This is a genomic window from Anaeromyxobacter sp. Fw109-5 (assembly GCF_000017505.1).
Taxonomy (GTDB): Bacteria; Myxococcota; Myxococcia; order Myxococcales; family Anaeromyxobacteraceae; genus Anaeromyxobacter.
Genome location: NC_009675.1, coordinates 4,872,381 through 4,889,974 on the forward strand (window position 1 = coordinate 4,872,381; position 17,594 = coordinate 4,889,974).

The following is a 17,594-nucleotide window of genomic DNA, read 5'->3' on the forward strand; positions in this document are numbered from 1 at the left end:
TACCCGCTCCAGACAGGTTAGACAAGGCTCTTGTCAGCGGAAAACCTCCGGTAGCATGCGGACATGAGCACTCCAAATTCCGGGACGAGCCCCCCGTCCGAGGCTCGGAAATTGCCTCGCGCCGACAGGCTGCTGGAAGCGGCCGACAGGGCGGGCCTCGTACGCAGGCTCGGCCACGGCGCGGTGATGGAGGCGGTGCGCGCTGCCCTGGAGCGGCTCCGGGCGGAGATCCTGGCCGGCGCGGCCTGTCCAGCGCCCGAGGCCATCGAGCGTGACCTCCTCGAGCGGCTGGAGTCCGCCGCGCGCGGCTCCCTCCGGCCGGTGATCAACGCCACCGGCGTGGTCGTCCACACCAACCTCGGCCGCGCGCCGCTCTCGGAGGAGACGATCGACGCGATGCGGCGTGCCGCCGCGGGCTACACGAACCTCGAGTACGACCTCGAGGCCGGGGAGCGCGGCGATCGCTACGGCCACGCCGAGGCCCCCCTGTGCCGGCTCACCGGAGCCGAGGCCGCCGTGGTGGTGAACAACAACGCCTCGGCGGTGATGCTCGCCCTCGCCGCGCTCATGCCTGCGCGCCCAACGGGCGACTCGCCGGCGGAGGGGGCGCCCGAGGTGGTCGTCTCCCGTGGCCAGCTCGTCGAGATCGGCGGCGGGTTCCGCATCCCGGACGTCCTGCGTCGCTCCGGCGCAACGCTCGTCGAGGTGGGCACGACGAACCGCACCTACCGGCGCGACTACGAGGACGCGATCGGCCCCCGCACGCGCATCCTCATGTCGGTGCACCGCTCGAACTTCCGGGTACAGGGGTTCGTGCACGACCCGTCGCTGGAGGACCTCGTGTCGCTCGGGCGCGAGCGCGATCTGTGGGTGGTGGACGACCTCGGCTCGGGCACGCTGCTCGCCACGGCGCCCCACGGCCTGGGCGTCGAGCCGACCGTGCAGGAGCGGGTCCGCGCCGGCGCGGACCTCGTCTGCTTCTCCGGCGACAAGCTGCTCGGCGGTCCGCAGGCGGGGATCCTCGTCGGCCGGCGCGAGGCGATCCGGCGCGTGAAGCGCCACCCGCTCATGCGCGCGCTCCGCGTGGACAAGGTCACCCTGGCCGGCCTCTCCGCGACGCTCGCCCACTACGAGCGCGGCGAGGCGCTCGAGGCGATCCCGGTCTGGCGCGCCATCTCGGCGCCGGCGCAGGCGCTGCGGGAGCGCGCCGAGCGCTGGCGGGCGGCCCTCGGCGACGCGGGCGCGGCGTGCGCGGTGCTCCCCGGTCAGTCGGCGGTGGGCGGCGGCTCGCTGCCGGAGGTGACGATCCCGACCTCGGTGCTCGCCCTCCCCCCCGGCGATCCCCACGCGCTGCTCGCGCGGCTGCGGCGCTGCGATCCGCCCGTGATCGCGCGCATCGAGGAGGACCGGGTCGTGCTCGATCCGCGCACGGTGCTGCCGGGGGAGGACGAGCCGCTGGTGCGGTGTCTCGTGGAGGCGCTCGGGCGCTCGGGGCGGTAGGTCGGGGTCGCGGTCGCGGTCGCGCGCGGGGTCGCGCGTCGCGGGCGCGGTCGGGGTCGCGGGCGCGGTCGGGGTCGCGGTCGCGGTCGGGGTCGCGGTCGGGTGTGTAGGATCGAAAGGTCGGGGTCGCGGTCTCTTCATTCGTCACATCCCACTGCGACAGCACGCGCATTCGGGCAGGTCGTGTGCCGTCGCCCGTACGCAGACGGGGGCTCGGGCATCGAGGGAGAAGCGCTCAGTTCTCGGCGCGCCTCGCGCATCGCACGGGCGGGTCTTCGTCGCCGTCGACGCGAGGACTGGGGAGCGGGCGGAGCAGGTCCGAGGAAGGTCGCGCAACCGTCTAGCAGCATTCACTAATAGTCCCTGCTATCTCCAGCGACAGCGCTTGCGGGCCACTCGAGTCCCAGTTGCGGTGGGTGAATGTTGCCCTCTTGACGAGGTTCGAGACGAAACGCGCTCACACGTCTTCGGCGCGTCGGGAACACGCTCCTCGCGAGCGTAGGCAGGGCGCGCCGTGCGCGTCCTGCGCGCCGCGTGGATGGCGAAGGGGCGGGCCCGGAACGCAGCGCAGGCGCGAGCCTGGTGCGTTCCAGGAGAGCCGCAAATCGCGTGTTACGAACGGTGCACAGGAGGTGCACCATGCCCGCGATCGCCCCTTCCGCCCTCGACTCGACCCTGCTCGCCCAGCGCCTGCGCGAGCTCGCAGGCCAGGAGCGCGACGTCCAGGTCGAGTTCCTCCTCCACCTCGAGGAGTTCGATCGCCGCCGCGCCTACGTGGAGGCCGGCTACCCCTCGCTCTGGGCGTATTGCCTGGAGGTGCTCCACCTGCGCGAGGGCGCTGCCGGGCGACGCATCCAGGCGATGCGGGTGCTGTGCCGGTTCCCCAGCCTCGAGGACGCCCTGCGCGACGGGCGCCTGGGTTTGTCCACCGTCCAGCTGCTCGGCCAGGTGCTGACCGAGGAGAACCTGCCCGACCTCGTCGGCCGTGCCGCCTACCGCACCAAGGCCGAGGTGGATCACCTCGTCGCCTCGCTCCAGGCGCGCACGGCTCCGCGGACGGGCCTGCGCAAGCTGCCCGACCGCGCCTCAGCCGCGAGCGCCCCGGCGCTGCCGCTGGCGACAGTCCATGCCGGACCTGCCGAGCCGCAGGAGGCGATCCCCGCGCCGGCGGCGGCTGGTGGGTCGCTGCCGCCCACGGTCTCCGCGCTGCCCGACGTTCCTCGCCCGAAGGCGCGGGCGGAGACCCGCGCCGTGAGCGAGAGCGGCTGGTCGCTGCGGGTCACCATCGACCGGGGCTGCAAGGAGGACCTCGAGACGCTCACCGCGCTGCTCTCGCACAAGATCCCGGACGGCGATCTCGCGGCGGTGCTCCGGGAGGCCATCCGCTGCGCCGTCGAGAAGCACGGCAAGCGCAAGGGCGCGATCGCGCCGGAGCGGCAGCGGAAGGCCGACCGGGAGACACGTCCCTCCGCCGAGCCCGCCGCGCCCACGAGCACGATCCCGGCGATAGTGCGGCGCGAGGTCTGGAAGCGCGACGGCGGACGCTGCGCCTGGGTCGCTCCGGACGGGCGGCGCTGCGACAGCCGCTGGCAGCTGGAGCTCGACCACATCCAGCCGCTCGCTCTGGGGGGGCTCTCGACGCTCGACAATCTCCGGGTCGCCTGCAAGCCCCATAACCTGTTGCACGCCGAACAGACCTATGGGCGCGAGCACATGGATCGTTTCCGGCGTGAGAGCGTCTCCGAGCGGACGGGGCATGCCGGCACCGCGCCAGCTGCCATTCAGCAGGGCTTGTGGGCAACGTGACCGCGGTCGGCGGAACGGGAGCAAAGCCGACCGCAGCGCGGCGCGGCGACGCGGCGGACGCGCGGCGACGCCGCCTCTCCGGCCCCTCGTGCCCGCATCTTTTCGCTCGTACTGCTCCCTCTCGCGTGCCCACCGCGGTCGCGCGGTCGGCACCTCGTCCCGAGTCCAGGACGAGCCGATGTGATGAATGACAAGGTCGCGGTCGGGGTCGCGGTCGCGGTCGGGGTCGCGGTCGCGCGCGGGGTCGCGGTCGACGGTCGACCCCTACGGATTGAACCGGTACCCCACCCCTCTCACGGTCTCCAGATGCCTGGGCCTCTCGGCGTCGTCGCCGATGTGCGCGCGGAGCCGGGCGATGAAGTTGTCGACGGTGCGCGCGGTGCCGAAGTAGCGCGAGCCCCACACGTTCTCCATGAGCTGCTCGCGGCTGAAGACGCGATCCGGGTGGGTGACGAAGAAGGCGAGGAGGTCGTACTCCCTGCTGGTGAGGTCGAGCGTGCTGCCGCCCACGGTCGCGCGGCGCGCCTCGAGGTCGAGCTCGATCTGGCCGACCTTCCGCACGGCGCGGTTCGGGCCGGTCTCGCCGCGCGAGCGGCGGCGGCGGAGCAGCGCGTCGATGCGGGCGAGCAGCTCCTTGAGGCCGAACGGCTTCACCAGGTAGTCGTCGGCGCCGAGCTGGAGGCCCGCGACCTTGTCGCCCTCCTGCCCCTTCGCGGACAGGATCAGGATCGGGAGCTCGGGATCGGTCTTGCGGATCTCGCGGACCACCTCGAGGCCGCCGAGCCGCGGCAGCATCACGTCCACGAGGACGAGGTCCGGGCGCTCGGTCTTCGCGAGGCGCAGGCCGGTCTCGCCGTCGCTGGCCGAGCGCACGCTGTAGCCCTCCATGCCCAGGTTGAGCTGCAGGCCGCGGAGGATGGAGGGGTCGTCCTCGATGATCACGATCTTCTCTGCCACTCGCTCTCCCTAGGCTGGCCGCGCGGCGCGCTCGGCCTGCGGCGCCTGCTCGGTGACGCCCGCCGCGGGCAGCGAGATGGTGAACGTCGCCCCGTGGCCCACCTTGCTCGCCACCGAGACCTTGCCGCCGTGGCCGTTCGCGATGTGCTTCACCATCGCGAGCCCGAGGCCGGTGCCCTCGATGGTGCGCGAGAGCGGATCGCGGGCCCGGTAGAACTTCTTGAAGATGCGCTTGTGCTCGCGCTCGGGGATCCCGGGGCCGTTGTCGGTCACGCTGATCTGCACCGTCGGTCCGGACGCCTCGACGCGCACCGCGATCCGCTTCTCCGGCCCGGTGTACTTGTGGGCGTTCTGCAGGAGGTCGAGGATCGCCTCGGAGAGGGCCTCCCGATCGGCCATCACGAGCGGCAGGGCCGGCGCGATGTGGCAGTCCACCTCGGCCGCGTGCTGGAGGAGCATCGCCTCGAACGCCTCGAGCGCCGCGTCCACGATGGGCGCCAGCGGCTGGCGGACGAGCTGGTAGGTGCGCCGGCCCGACTCCATGCGCGCCCAGTCGAGGAGCCGGTTGATGAGCCCGGAGAGCCGCGCGGTCTCCTCGGAGATGATCTCCAGCGCCTCGCGCTGCCGGGCCGGGTCGGGGATGCGGCCGAGCTGGAGCGTCTCCACGAACATGCGGATGGAGGTGAGCGGCGTCCGCAGGTCGTGCGAGACCTTGTTCACGAACTCCGTCTGGAGCTTCGCGAGCCGCGCCTCCCGGAAGATGACGGCCAGGGTGGCGGCCGAGCCGAAGATGGTGGTCGCCACGAGCGCGACGATGAGCCAGCCGAAGACGTAGTCCCGCGGGAGGGTGCCGTAGACGAGGATCAGGATCCCCACCGTCAGCATGAGCGCCGCGGGGACGAGGACGAAGCCGATGACGAGCGGCAGGACGCGGCGGAGCTTCACGGTGGAGCCATCTTAGCGGAGCGCCGCGGGGCTCGCCCGGGACCCTGCGGGACGGGCGCCCGCGCGCAGCGGGGCGGGCGAGCCGCTCTCCTCCCGTCCGAGACGAACTGCGGGGCCCTCTCCAGGGAGAGGGCCCCGCGGGTGCTGCCGAGATGGCGAGCGTGGGCCGGAGCCCACCTCGCCCGTCTCGCCTACTTGAACAGCGCCATGAGGCTCTTGATCGTGGCGTCGAGCACGCCGGTGCCGGCCTCGATGAGCGTGCCGAACGTCGCCGTGTGATCGTTGATCGCCGTGAGCGCCCCGGCGTTGTCCTGGTTGATCACCTGGGTCCGGTGGCAGGAGCCGCAGGCCCGCGAGGCAGGACCGGTCACGTAGCTCGGCACGCCGGCGATGGCGCGGTTCGCGACCGTGTCGGACGCCGAGAGGACGCCCGGCAGCGACGCGGACTGATCCGGCACCTCGTACGTCCCAGGGTTGTGGCAGGACTCGCAGTTCAGGAGCGTGAAGTTGGGGTAGGTGGACGCGATGTGATGCTCGTAGCGCATCTTCGCCACCTTCCCGGCATCCGTCGTCACGTCGAAGTTGATGTCGCCGATGTCGAAGGGCTGCATCGCGTGGATCGCGTGGACGTAGGAGTCGATCGACCGCGACTGCATCTCGAGGTGCGACCCGCCGTTGAGGGTGGTGTGGCAGAGGCGGCACGCGACGACGTTCCCGCCGCGATCGGCGGTGTGGAAGGTCGTGCCGAGCGCGTCATGGCACGCGTTGCACTTGTTGGCGTCGACGATGGCGACGGCAGGGGCGAACCGCTTGGCGACGAGGTCGAACGTCTTCGTCACCGCGTTGAGGGCGACCGGGGCGGTCGCCGGCGTGGTGGCGCCGTGCGGGATGTAGGTGACCCCATCGAGGTTGGGCAGGAACGCCAGCACGGCGAGCTCGACGCGCTTGATCGTGCCGTCCTTGATCTTGTCGGTCCAGGTCGCACCGCCCACGACCGCCAGGTCGGCGGACACGAGCCAGCTCTTGCTGGTCGCGGTGCTGGTCCCCGCGGTGATCGTCCACCCCGCGGCGGCCGTGGCCGTGAGCTTCTGGTTCTTGGCAGCGAGGATGAAGTCCTTCGTGCCGTAGCCATACGGAGCCACGTACGCCGTCGGGACGACCTCGTTCACCGACAGGCCAGCGACGTCGGCGTTCTCGGTCACGGTGACCGTGAACTTGAGGAGGTTGGCGTTGGCGGCGTCCAGGGAGGCGTTCGAGATGTCGGCCGTGAAGGCGCTCGAGTACTTCGTCAGCGCGCCGGCGACGTCGGCGTAGATGAGCTTGTCGTAGCCGGAGTGGAGCTCGCTGAACGCCTTCCCCAGCCCGCCAGCCTTGTGGCACCCCGTGCAGGCGGTGGCACCGGCCGTGTACAGATCCGGGTGCATGGCCGCGGCGTTCTTGGCGGCGATGAGGTCCTTCAGCGCGGGCGCGCGCTTCTCGTCGGTGCCGCCCGTGCCGGTCACGGGGTGGCAGGTCTTGCAAGTCGCCGGCGTGAAGTTGGCGTCGGCGAGGACGAGGTCGAGCTTCCCCTCGTGACAGGTCACGCAGTTCGCCATCGACTGCGGATAGGCGAACTCCATCGCGTGCGACATGTGCGTGTCGGCCATGACGGAGCGCTTGTACGCGTACTTGGTCTTCTGCGCGTCCGTCAGCACGCCACCCTGGGTGGCGTACGCGAGCGGATCGTCGACGAGGAGCTGCCATCCCTGGTGGCCGCCCGCCTTGTTGTCCAGGTGGCAAGCCTTGCAGGCGGCGAAGTCCGGCAGGCCCTCGACCGCGGCCGCGCGGTAGCCGTGCTTCAGGTACGGGGAGCCGTGGCACTTCTCGCAGCCGGACACGTTGGCGGCGGACTCGTAGGTGCCCACGTCGCCGAACGCCAGGCCGGCGTTCGAGACGTCCGTGTAGAGCGTCATCCCCTCGGACCCGATCACGCCGGCGGCGACGTACACGTAGGCCTGGGCGTTCGAGCTCTCGGGCGCGAAGGTCGCGGTCGCGCTGGTCACCTCGTACTGCCCGGCGACCGCCGTCGCGGTCGGATTCCCGTACGTGATCTCGGTCGTGACGAACTGCCGCGTGGCGCTGTCGTACTTGTTCGCGATGAAGCGCTTCTGGTCGAGCTGGGCGAGCCCGGCGTCGACGTACGGGGCCCCGCCCTTGGTGACGGTGAACGTCAGCGTGGACGTATAGGTCGTGTTGTCCGCGTTGAGGACGCTCGAGACGCCGTCGATCGTGACGTTCAGGGTGGAAGCGTCCGTGTACTGATCGTAGATCGCCTGGTGGCGGGCCCCGGCGTCGGTGTGGCACCCGGCGCAGGACTCCAGCGTCGCGGTACGCGTGACATCCGTCCCGTCCGTGCCGTTCGTGCCGTCCGTGCCGTTCGTGCCGTCGGTGCCGTCCGTGCCATCACGACCCGGCGCTCCAGCGGCCCCGTTCTCGCCCGAGCAGCCCGCGAGCGCGAGCGAGCCGGCGAGGAGGAGCACCCCCATGCCCTTGAAAAACTGTCTCATCATCTGTCGTTGTCTCCAGGGAGACCGCGCCGGCGAGGCGCGGGTCGCGCATGAAAGGCGCGAGTTGCTGACGCGTCAACTTGCGCGCCACCCACTTGCGTCAGGTGCGCCAAACCCGGCCCTCCCCGGCGCGCAGATCCTTCGTGACGGACGTTGAGTGAACGTCGGATCGACGCATTGCGAAAACCCGTGATTCCTGCGAGTGAATTTTACGGACCGGCGACAGAGGAGCCCGAGTGGTCGGCGTCTGCGGCGCGGCGACGCGCAAAGCTCGCGTCTTGACGGCGCGCAATCACGGGGCGCTTATCGCGCGTAATTGCTCGGTCGGAGATTTTCTGTCGAGAATCGCACGTTAATCGGTCCGGCGGGACCCGGGTACAGTTGCCCGACCCGCGACGGACAGTCGCAGGGCGCGCGCGGGGAGACGCCGCGGAATGACGCGGCCCCGCGACGCGCAGGGCGCCGCGGGGCCGCAGAGAGGTCGCGCCGGACCGCGAGGGCTACCCGTGAAACGGCCTGCCCGCGGCGGCGTGCTCGACGAGCAGCGGGGCCGGCGCGAAGCGCTCGCCGTGGCGCGCGCGCAGCCGCTCGAGGCGGGCGAGGAGCTCCTTCGGGCCGAGCTTGTCGGCGTAGCGGAACGGGCCGCCCCGGAACGGCGGGAAGCCGAGCCCGAACACCGCCCCCACGTCGCCGTCGCGGGCGCTGCGGAGGATTCCCTCGCCCAGGCAGCGGATCGCCTCGTTCACCATCTGCAGCACCACGCGCTCGCGGATCTCGTCGTGGGCGAAGGGCTTGCGGCTGCGGCCGCCGGGGAGGAGGTCGTAGACGGTCACGTCCACTCGCTTCTCCTTCTTGTCCTCCCCGTACGTGTAGAAGCCCTTCCTGTTCTTCCGCCCCAGCCGGCCGGCCTTCACCACGTCGTGCAGCGCCGCGGGCGACGCCATCCGCGCGCCGAAGGCGTCGTGCAGGATCTTGCCGACCTTCTCGCCCACGTCGATGCCGACCTCGTCGAGGAGCGTGATGGGGCCGACCGGGAAGCCGAACTCCACGAGCGCCCGATCCAGGTCCTCGACCGCCGCGCCCTCCACCAGCAGCTCGGCCGCCTCGTTCATGTACGGGGCGAGGATGCGGCTCGTGTAGAAGCCCGGCCCGTCGCCCACCACGATGACGGTCTTGCCCTGCTTCTTGCCGAGCGCGACCGCGGTCGCCGTCGCCTCCTTGGAGGTCTTCTCCGTCACGATGATCTCGAGGAGCGGCATCTTCTGCACCGGCGAGAAGTAGTGCATGCCCAGCACGGTCTCGGGGTGCGCCGACGCCTCGGCGATCTTCGTGATGGGGATGGACGAGGTGTTCGAGGCGAAGATGCCGGTGGGGTTCACCGCCTCGAAGGCGCGGACCATCTCCTGCTTGAGGGCCAGGTCCTCGAAGACCGCCTCGATGAGCACGTCCACCGCGGCGTAGCCGGACCAGTCGGTGGTGGCGGTGACGAGGCGCATCCTCTCGTCGCGCTCGAGCCGGTCGATGGACCGGCGCTTCACGCGCTCGTCGAGGAGCGCCCGCACGCTGCCGAGCGCCTTCCCCGCCGCGGCGTCGTCGCGCTCGCGGATGCGCACCGGGATCCCGGCGTTCGCGGTGACGAAGGAGATACCGCTCCCCATGAGCCCACCGCCGAGCACGCCCACCCTGCGCGCCGGCCTGGGCCTCACGGCCGGATCGTCCACGCCGGTGTCCTTCTTCAGCGCCGTCGTGGCGAAGAAGATCTCCATGAGCCGCCGCGCCACCTCCGACACGGCGAGCTGGCCGAAGAGCTGGGCCTCCTTCTCGAGCCCCTTCGCGAAGCCCTTCTGGTAGCCGTACTCGATGGCCTCGAGCGCGCGCACCGGCGCGGGGTACATGCCCTTCGTCTTCGCGAGCACCGCCTTGCGCGCCTGGCGGAAGAGCAGCTCGCGCCCGACGCGGTTCTCCTCGAGCGCCACGCGCGTCGCCCGCTCGACCGGGCTCGCCTTGCGCCGCGGCTCGCGGCGGAGCTTGCCGGTCGCGAGCGCGAGCGCGCGCTGGCGGGCCACCGAGACCAGCAGCTGCGAGGGCACCACCTCGTCCACGAGGCCGATCTTGAGCGCCTTCTTCGCCTTCACCGTCTTGCCGGCGAGGATGAGGTCGAGCGCGGTCTGGATCCCCACGAGCCGCGGCAGCCGCTGGGTGCCGCCGGCGCCGGGGATGAGGCCGAGCTGGACCTCCGGGAGGCCGAGCTGGGTCTTCGGGTCGCTCGTGGCGATGCGGTAGTGGCAGGCGAGCGCCCACTCCAGCCCCCCGCCGAGCGCGGAGCCCTGGATCGCCGCGACCACCGGCTTGCGGTAGCGCTCGAGGCGGTCGAGGCCGGCCTGCATCTCGCGGGCGAGCTGCTCCGCCTCGGCGGCGTCCGTGACCGACTGGATGAGGTCGATCTTGGCGCCGGCGATGAAGCCGTCCTTGCCGCTCGTGAAGACGACCCCCTTCACCGCGTCGTCGCCCGCGAACCCGTCGAGCAGCCGGAAGAACTCCTCGACCGCGCCGGGCTCGACGACGTTCACGCTCTCGCCGGGCTCGTCGAGGAACAAGGTCGCGACCCCGTCCGCCACCTCGACCCGGAAGCTCCGGGCCTGCTGCGCTGCCGCCGCCTGTGCCGTCATCATGCGCTCCCCCTCCGTTCCGGGCCCGGGCCGTTCACTCGCGCTCGAGGACGAGCGCCGCCCCGAGGGCGCCCGCCGCGCACACCGTCAGCAGCGCGTGCTGGCCCTGGCGCCGCTCCAGCTCGCGCAGCGTCTGCAGGATCATCCGCGCGCCGGTCGCCGCGAACGGGTGGCCGAGCGCGATGGAGCCGCCGTTCACGTTCAGCTTCGCCGGGTCGATCTCGCCGAGCGGCTCCTTGCGCCCGAGCTCGTTCTCGGCGAAGTCCTTCGAGGCGAACGCCTTCAGGTTCGAGAGCACCTGCGCCGCGAAGGCCTCGTGCATGTCGACGAGGTCCATGTCGGCGAGGCGGAGCCCGGCGCGGTCGAGCGCCACCGGCGCGGCGTAGGCGGGGCCCTGCAGGAGCTGGTCGAGGGGATCGAGCGCGGCGTAGGCGTAGGAGCGCACGAAGCCGAGCGGCCGGAGCCCGAGGGCGCAGGCCTTCTCCTCGCTCATGAGCACGAGCGCCGCGGCGCCGTCCGTGAGCGGGGAGGCGTTCCCCGCGGTGATCGTGCCGTACCTCCGGTCGAAGACCGGCTTGAGCGCCGCGAGCGCCTCGAGGGTGGTCTCCTTCCGCACGACGTTGTCGCGCGCGGCCACCCGCTCGAAGCGCGGGGGCACGGCGACGTGCATCACCTCGCCGTCGAACTTGCCGCTCTCCCAGGCGGCGGCGGCGCGCCGGTGGCTCTCGTACGCCACGCGGTCCTGCGCCTCCCGCGAGATGCCGTTCTTCTGCGCCATCAGCTCGGCGCTCTCGCCCATGGTGAGCCCGGTGGTCGGCTCCTTGAGCGCGGGCGGCTGCGGGGTGAAGTCCCTGGGCCGGAGGGCGGAGAGGATCCGTAGGCGATCGGCGAGGGTCTTCGCGCGCGACACCTCCACGAGCGCCTGCGCGAGCGTGCGGGTCGCGAAGATGGGCGCGTCCGAGAGCGACTCGGCGCCCCCGGAGATGGCGCAGTCGGAGTGGCCGAGCAGGATCTGGTCGGCGGCGTCGGTGGTGGTCTGGATCGACGTCGCGCACGCACGGGCGACGGTGTGGGCCTGCACGCTGCGGGGCAGCTGGGTGCGGAGCACCATCTCGCGGCCGATCAGCGTGACGGTCGGGGACGGGATCACCTGCCCGAACACGACCGAGTCGAACTCCTTCGGCGGGATGCCGCTGCGGGCGAGGAGCTCGTTCACCACCAGCGCGCCGAGCTCGACGGCGGAGAGGTCCTTGAAGTCGGTACCCGCCTTGACGAACGGCGTGCGCAGGCCGGCGACGACCGCCGCCCTGCGGCCCGGTGGAACGGAACCGTACATGCTCATGGGGACGCTCCGATTGACTCGAGAATCGGCCGGCTGCTCGCCCTTGGGTTTAAGGCCCTTGGCGCGGAGCGTCAATGGTGGAGCGGGCCGCTCCCCGGTGGGGGTCGCACGCACGCCCGCCCGAGGAGCGGTTCCCTTGCGCGCCCCCGGCTTCTCCGACACCATCCCAACATGAAGCGGTCGCGGGCGCTGAAGCCTCTGTCGAGCGAGCACCACCAGGCGCTGCTGCTGGCCTTCCAGCTGAAGAAGGGACTCGCGGGCCACTCCGAGTCGGCCGGCGCGCCCAAGGACCTGCCCGGGCTGCTCGCGCTCGCGCGCCGCTTCGAGGAGCAGATCCTCCGGCCGCACTGCCGCGCGGAGGAGGAGCTGCTCGGCAGGTACCTGACCGAGGTGGACATGCGCCGGCTGCGCGGCGAGCACGCGGAGCTGCAGAGGCTGCTCGACGAGGCCAAGGGGGCGCGCCCGGGCGAGCAGCGGGCGCGGCTCGCGGCCTTCGCGGACCTCATCGAGCGGCACGTGCGCTGGGAGGAGCGGGATCTCTTCCCCTACGCCGAGCTGCACGTCGACGAGGCGGCGCTCGCGACCATCGGCGGGGAGCTGGAGAAGCGGCTCGTGCTGGCGCGGTCCGAGGCGAGGACCGCGCGGAGCTGATCAGTCCGTCGCCTCCGCCTGGCCGCCGGAGCGCGCCACGTCCTCCCCGCGCACCTTGGACGGATCCATCCCGCGCGCCCGCTTCGTCATCTGCGCGAAGAGCTCGTCGAACGGCGGGGCGCTCCCCTTCATGAAGCGGAGCGGGTTCACGCGGGCGACGACGAACGCCTTGAGGTAGGGCGAGTCGAAGCCCCGCTCCTTGAGGCGCGCCACCGCCTCGGCCACCGCGTCGTCGAGCTCCAGCACCGCCCTGGCGCGACGCTCGCGCTCGGGCACTGCCTCGGAGAGCCGCTCGTCCACGAAGCCGTCCACCTTCTTGAGGATGGGAGCGTAGGCGCCTCCCGAGAGCCGCGGCCGCTCCTCGTACGCGAAGCCCAGGGTCACGAGCCCGGGCTCCTCGAACTCGAGCGCCATCTCGCTCTCCTTCGGATCGACGGAGCCCGCGAGATCGCGGTACATGCGCACCACCTCGAGCGCCTTCTCACGCAGGTTGTGGGCCTTCTCGATGTTGAGGGCGAGGATCTGGTAGGCGACCTGCCGCTCCGGCACGACGAGCGCGAGGACGCTCCGCGCCCCGAGCTCCTTCAGCGCGGTGAGGCGGTGGCCGCCGTTCGGCGTGAGCCAGGCGTCCTTCTCCCGCACCACGATGATGGGATCGAGGTAGCGGCGGGTCTTGTCCATCGCGACGGTGAGCTTGCGGACGTGAGCGTCCGAGACGTCGCGCTGGAACGGTGTCCGCTCGACCTTGTCGACCGGCAGGGCCGCGAAGAGCAGGGCGTGGCCGCCGAGCGGCTCGCGATAGGTGGCGAGCACCGCCCCGCCGTCGTGCTCGATCTCGCCGGCGAGCTCCTCCAGCTCCGGCGGGCGCTCCGCCAGCGCGAGCTGCGGCGGGGCCAGCTCGGTGGGCGTGAGCTTCACCCCCTTGCGGGCGCGCGGCCGCCCGCTCTTCGTCACCGGGCGCTTCTTCTGGGCCATGAACGCATTGTAACGGCGGCCTCGCGACGAGGGGCTTGCCCCGTCGAGGGCGCCACCGCTAGATCCCTCCGGTGATCGACGTCCGCGGCCTCCGCAAGCACTACCAGGTCCACCGCCGCCCGCCCGGGCTCGGGGCCGCCCTCCGCTCGGTCTTCCGCCGGCGCTACGAGACGGTGCGCGCGGTGGACGGCATCTCTTTCTCGGTCGGTGAAGGGGAGCGCGTCGGCTTCCTCGGCCCGAACGGCGCCGGCAAGACGACGACGCTCAAGATGCTGTCGGGGCTGCTCCACCCGACGGAGGGCGAGCTCACCGTCGCCGGCCACGTGCCGCGCCGGCGGGAGTCCGCCTTCCTGAAGCAGATCACCCTCGTCATGGGCCAGAAGCAGCAGCTCTTGTGGGACCTGCCGCCCGCCGAGACGTTCGCGATGAACCGCGCGATCTACGACATCCCGCGGGCGCAGTTCGACGAGACCCTGGAGGAGCTCGTGCGCCTCCTCGAGCTCGGCGAGCTCGTCCAGAAGCCCACCCGGCAGCTCTCGCTCGGCGAGCGGATGAAGTGCGAGCTCGCCGCCGCGCTCCTGCACCGCCCGCGCGTGCTCTTCCTCGACGAGCCCACCATCGGCCTCGACGTGTCGATGCAGGCCACCGTGCGCAGCTTCGTCCGCGCCTACAACGAGCGGTTCGGCGCGACCGTGCTCCTCACCAGCCACTACATGGAGGACGTCGTCCAGCTCTGCCCGCGCGTCATCGTCATCGATCGCGGCCGGCTCATCTACGACGGCGACCTGCGCGCGCTCGCGCTGAAGGTCCGGCCCGACAAGCGGATCGTGGTGCGCTTCCAGGACGCGAACGGCGGCGGGGCGCCGAGGGACCTCGCGCGCTTCGGCCAGGTGGTGTCGAGCGAGCCCGGCCAGGCGACGATCCAGGTGGCGGCGGAGGACGTCTCGGGCGCGGTGGCGCGCATGCTGGGCGCGCTCGCCGTCGCGGACCTCACCGTGGAGGATCCGCCGCTCGAGGAGGTCATGTCCGAGCTGTTCCGGGCGTCGCGGGAGCGGGTGGCGGAGGGGTGAGGCCGGCGCTCCGGTCGAGCTCTAGCGATGGAACGGGCAGGCGGAGCCGCCGCACTGCTTGTTCACCGGCCGCCACTCGCACTCGGGCCCGCGCGCCGAGAGGTCGACGCGCAGGTGCTCGCGCGCGAACTTCACGGCGGCCAGGATCGAGAGCATCGAGTCGCGCTTGCAGCACCGGGCGGCGTCGGTCGCGCCGACCACCGTGAGCGCCCGCGCCGTCATCCGGTTCGCGAGCCCGCGCTCCTTGCCCTTGAGCGGGGTCGCCTCGGTGACGATGGAGACGAACGTGCCCGTGCCGACGGCCGCGCCGCACGCGCCGAGCATCGCGCAGGAGCCGCCCATGATGGGCGCCACGCGCCGGCGCGCCTCGGCGACGCGCTCGGCGCGCTTCTTCGGCTCGCCCTTCACGTTCGAGTAGGCGGCGACGAGGACCGCCGGGACGAGGAAGTGGTGCTCCGGGCCGTGCAGCTTCACGGCGGCGTGGCGGAGCATCCGCAGCGCGAGCGCCATCGGGTCGCGCTCGTCGGAGGTCGCGCAGACCTTCTCGATGACGTCCATCGCGGGCGCGGCGTGGCACGCGTCGCAGGCGAAGTGTCCGGACTTGCAGCGGGCGGAGCCGAGCTTGGCGGCGCCGCACAGCACGCAGACGAGCTCGGCCGACACCGGCAGGTAGACGAGGTCCTCGCCGCACACGAGACAGCCGGTGAAGGGCGTCTCGTCGGAGGAGGTGGCGAGGTCGCCGCCGTCGCAGCCGGCGTCGCACGGTGCGGACGGCGGCTCGGGCTTCGCGGCGGCGGGCGGGGGGCTCGACTTGAACAGCTTGAACACGCGGAGTCCTCGATCCGGGGGGATCCTCACCATGGAACCGTCGCCGGGCGCAAGATCATCCCCCCGCCGGCCGCTCGCCCGGCGGGACCGGCCGCCCTGCGGGGGCGAGGACCCTCACCGACGACCCCTCGCCGAGCGCGAGCCCGTCGCCGCGCGGCTCGGCGCCCGCGATCTCGACCACGTCGCCGCGGAGGAGCGCTCCGAAGCGGCGGTTCCCGTCGCCGACGTGCTTCTCCTGCAGGGAGAGCCCCACCCTCCCCTCGGGCCCGCACCCCATGTAGCGGAGCCGCCCCTTCGACGCGAGCGGCTCCGACACCACGCGGAACACGCGCCCGGGAGGCGGCTCGACCCAGCCCTCGCCCTTCGGCGCGAGGACGAGGTAGCTCATCTTCGCCGCCTCCTTGCGGAGGCCGGCGGCCTTGCCCAGCTGCGCGACGATGGGCGGTGGCTCGATGGGGCGCTCGGCGTGGCACCAGTCGGTCTCGCGCAGCAGCGCGGGGCAAGGGCCACGGAACAGGCAGGGCGCGCGCACCGCGTGGCCGCGCGCGACGAGCAGGTCGCGCACGCGGAGCAGCGCGCGGGAGGTGTCGCGCAGCGCCGGCTCGATGACCACGAGCGAGCCGCCCGGCCCGACGAGGTCCAGCGCCCCCTCGAGCAGATCGGCCCTGCGCGCGTCGGCGTCGGGCCCGGGGAAGAGCTCGTTCACGACGTGGCCCATCGTGACCACGTCGAAGCGGCGTCCCCCGGCGAGCTCCGCGAGCGGCCGCCCGCGGGTGGGGTTCCACTCGCGCGTGGCGATCGGCTCGCCCGCAGCCGCCGCCAGCGCCCGCGCCGAGGCGAGCGCCCGGGCGGAGCGATCCGCGGCGACCACCTCGGCGGCGCCGGCGTCCAGGGCCGCGAACGCGACCGGCGCGGGGCCGCTGCCGAGGTCGAGCGCGGTGCGCGGGCGGCGCGGCAGCTCGGAGAGGATCCCCCGCGCCTGGAGGTACGAGATGGGCCAGTAGAAGAGCAGGTACGCGCCGAGCAGCCGCTCCTCGTCCAGGTAGCGCGCCCCGGCGAGCTCGCGCTCGCGCGTGAGCCCCCTCGACAGGCGAGCGACCGCGGCGCCCACCTCGCGCAGCTCGTCGGGCGCGAGCAGGCCCCCGTCGGCGGCTGCGCCTCGGGGCGCGGCGCGCGGCTGGGGGCGCTGGCCGTGCCTGCCGCCGCGGATCGCGCCGCGAGGTCCTCTCGACCCGCCGCGGCTCTCGCGCCAGACGCGGACGAGGTGCGGGACCCAGCGGGCGAGGTCTTCGGCGGGAGCGCGCGGCACGGGCCCCGCGTTCTAACCCGGAGCGGGCGCGCCGGCCAGCTCGTCCGGGAGCGGCACCTCGATCGTCATGCCGTCGCTCGCCACGGAGAGCGACCCCGCCCACTCTGCGCGCGCCTCGTCCACGAGCGGCTGCCAGTCGCGGTCGTAGCGGGTGGACAGGTGCGTCAGCACGAGCTCGCGGACGCCCGCCTCGCGCGCGACGCCCGCCGCCTCGCGGGCGGTCGAGTGCATCGTCTCCCTCGCCCGCGCCTGCTCGGCGTCGCCGAAGGTGCAGTCGTGCACCAGCAGGTCCGCGCCCCGCGCCGCGGCGATGGTGCCCGCGCAGGGCCGGGTGTCGCCCGTCACCACCACCGTACGGCCGCGGCGGCGCGGCTCGACCACCTGCTCCGGCTGCACCACGCGCCCGTCCCCGAGCGTCACCGCCTCGCCGCGCTGGAGGGCGCCGTACAGGGGACCCTTCGGCACGCCCAGCGCGGCGGCGCGCTCCGGGTGGAACCGCCCCGGCCGCTCGTCCTCGACGAGCGCCCAGCCGACGGACGGCGTGCGGTGCACCGTCGCGAACGGGCGCATGAGACAGCCGTCGCGCCGCACGTCGGCGCCCGGCGCGACCTCGTGGATGCGCACGTCGAACGCGAGCCGCTCGGTCCCGGTGAAGAGCATGACGTCGAGGAGGCGCTTCGCCGGGCGGGGTCCGTACACGTCCATGGCCGTGGTGCGCCCCTGCATCGAGAGGGTGCGCAGGAAGCCGATGGCGCCGAGGTAGTGGTCGGCGTGGAAGTGCGTGAAGAAGATCGCGTCCACGTCGAAGCCGGTGCCGAAGCGGATCATCTGCCGCTGCGTCCCCTCCCCGCAGTCGACGAGGAACAGCTCCCGGTCGCGGCGCACCGCGAGGCCGGTGAGGTTCCGGTGGATGGTCGGCTGGGCGGCCGAGGTGCCGAGGAAGGTGAGGCGAAGCATCGGCGGGAATGTAACGGAAGCGGGGCGCGCCGGGGGCGC

Annotated in this window: 13 protein-coding genes; 4 read left to right on the plus strand and 9 right to left on the minus strand. The window is 72.6% G+C overall.

Translation table 11 applies throughout. From position 1 onward, the window contains the following. Nucleotides 1–63: 63 nt before the first annotated feature. Together selA and ANAE109_RS21345 are read left to right on the plus strand one after the other, a co-directional pair. Nucleotides 64–1,500 (plus strand): L-seryl-tRNA(Sec) selenium transferase, encoded by a 1,437-nt coding sequence (gene selA / locus ANAE109_RS21340; RefSeq protein WP_012098974.1) that lies wholly within the window; start codon nt 64–66, stop codon nt 1,498–1,500. Nucleotides 1,501–2,139: 639 nt separating this feature from the next. Beyond that, nucleotides 2,140–3,306: an HNH endonuclease gene (locus ANAE109_RS21345; RefSeq protein WP_012098975.1), complete on the plus strand. Its 1,167-nt coding sequence runs from the start codon at nt 2,140–2,142 to the stop codon at nt 3,304–3,306. 264 nt (nt 3,307–3,570) lie between these two features. Here ANAE109_RS21345 and ANAE109_RS21350 read toward each other — a convergent pair whose 3' ends face one another. The 5 genes from ANAE109_RS21350 to fadI all read right to left on the minus strand — a co-directional run bounded on the left by ANAE109_RS21350 (nt 3,571) and on the right by fadI (nt 11,765). Continuing rightward, a complete protein-coding gene (locus tag ANAE109_RS21350; RefSeq protein ID WP_012098976.1) occupies nt 3,571–4,263 on the minus strand; it encodes a response regulator transcription factor in 693 nt (230 codons plus the stop codon). A 9-nt stretch (nt 4,264–4,272) separates the two neighbouring features. Then, nucleotides 4,273–5,208: a cell wall metabolism sensor histidine kinase WalK gene (locus ANAE109_RS21355; protein ID WP_012098977.1), complete on the minus strand. Its 936-nt coding sequence runs from the start codon at nt 5,206–5,208 to the stop codon at nt 4,273–4,275. Between the two features lie 191 nt (nt 5,209–5,399). Then, a complete protein-coding gene (locus tag ANAE109_RS21360; RefSeq protein WP_012098978.1) occupies nt 5,400–7,757 on the minus strand; it encodes a hypothetical protein in 2,358 nt (785 codons plus the stop codon). 497 nt (nt 7,758–8,254) lie between these two features. Beyond that, nucleotides 8,255–10,426, minus strand: coding sequence for a fatty acid oxidation complex subunit alpha FadJ (gene fadJ, locus ANAE109_RS21365; RefSeq protein ID WP_012098979.1), 2,172 nt, complete (start codon nt 10,424–10,426; stop codon nt 8,255–8,257). Between the two features lie 31 nt (nt 10,427–10,457). After that, a complete protein-coding gene (gene fadI / locus ANAE109_RS21370; protein WP_012098980.1) occupies nt 10,458–11,765 on the minus strand; it encodes an acetyl-CoA C-acyltransferase FadI in 1,308 nt (435 codons plus the stop codon). Nucleotides 11,766–11,936: 171 nt separating this feature from the next. Between fadI and ANAE109_RS21375 the strand changes: the two genes are divergently transcribed. Next, nucleotides 11,937–12,416 carry a hemerythrin domain-containing protein gene (locus ANAE109_RS21375; RefSeq protein WP_012098981.1) on the plus strand — a complete coding sequence of 160 codons (480 nt, stop codon included), beginning with the start codon at nt 11,937–11,939 and terminating at the stop codon, nt 12,414–12,416. On the opposite strand, the gene ANAE109_RS21380 is transcribed toward ANAE109_RS21375, so the two are convergent. After that, nucleotides 12,417–13,391, minus strand: coding sequence for a ParB N-terminal domain-containing protein (locus tag ANAE109_RS21380; protein ID WP_012098982.1), 975 nt, complete (start codon nt 13,389–13,391; stop codon nt 12,417–12,419). Nucleotides 13,392–13,462: 71 nt separating this feature from the next. On the opposite strand from ANAE109_RS21380, the gene ANAE109_RS21385 reads away from it, so the two are divergent. Continuing rightward, the gene (locus ANAE109_RS21385; protein ID WP_012098983.1) at nt 13,463–14,461 is read left to right on the plus strand and encodes an ATP-binding cassette domain-containing protein; all 999 of its coding nucleotides are present in this window, start codon (nt 13,463–13,465) and stop codon (nt 14,459–14,461) included. A gap of 21 nt (nt 14,462–14,482) precedes the next feature. Here the strand turns inward: ANAE109_RS21385 and ANAE109_RS21390 are convergent, their stop codons facing one another. From ANAE109_RS21390 to rnz, 3 genes are read right to left on the minus strand one after another with little or no spacing between them, the layout of a single operon-like run. Beyond that, nucleotides 14,483–15,322 (minus strand): DUF5714 domain-containing protein, encoded by an 840-nt coding sequence (locus tag ANAE109_RS21390; protein WP_012098984.1) that lies wholly within the window; start codon nt 15,320–15,322, stop codon nt 14,483–14,485. Between the two features lie 22 nt (nt 15,323–15,344). Further along, on the minus strand, nt 15,345–16,598 hold the full coding sequence (locus ANAE109_RS21395; RefSeq protein ID WP_012098985.1) for a small ribosomal subunit Rsm22 family protein: 1,254 nt from the start codon (nt 16,596–16,598) through the stop codon (nt 15,345–15,347). Between the two features lie 12 nt (nt 16,599–16,610). Then, complete coding sequence (gene rnz / locus ANAE109_RS21400; protein WP_012098986.1) at nt 16,611–17,555, minus strand: ribonuclease Z; 945 nt, start codon at nt 17,553–17,555, stop codon at nt 16,611–16,613. Nucleotides 17,556–17,594 lie beyond the last annotated feature (39 nt).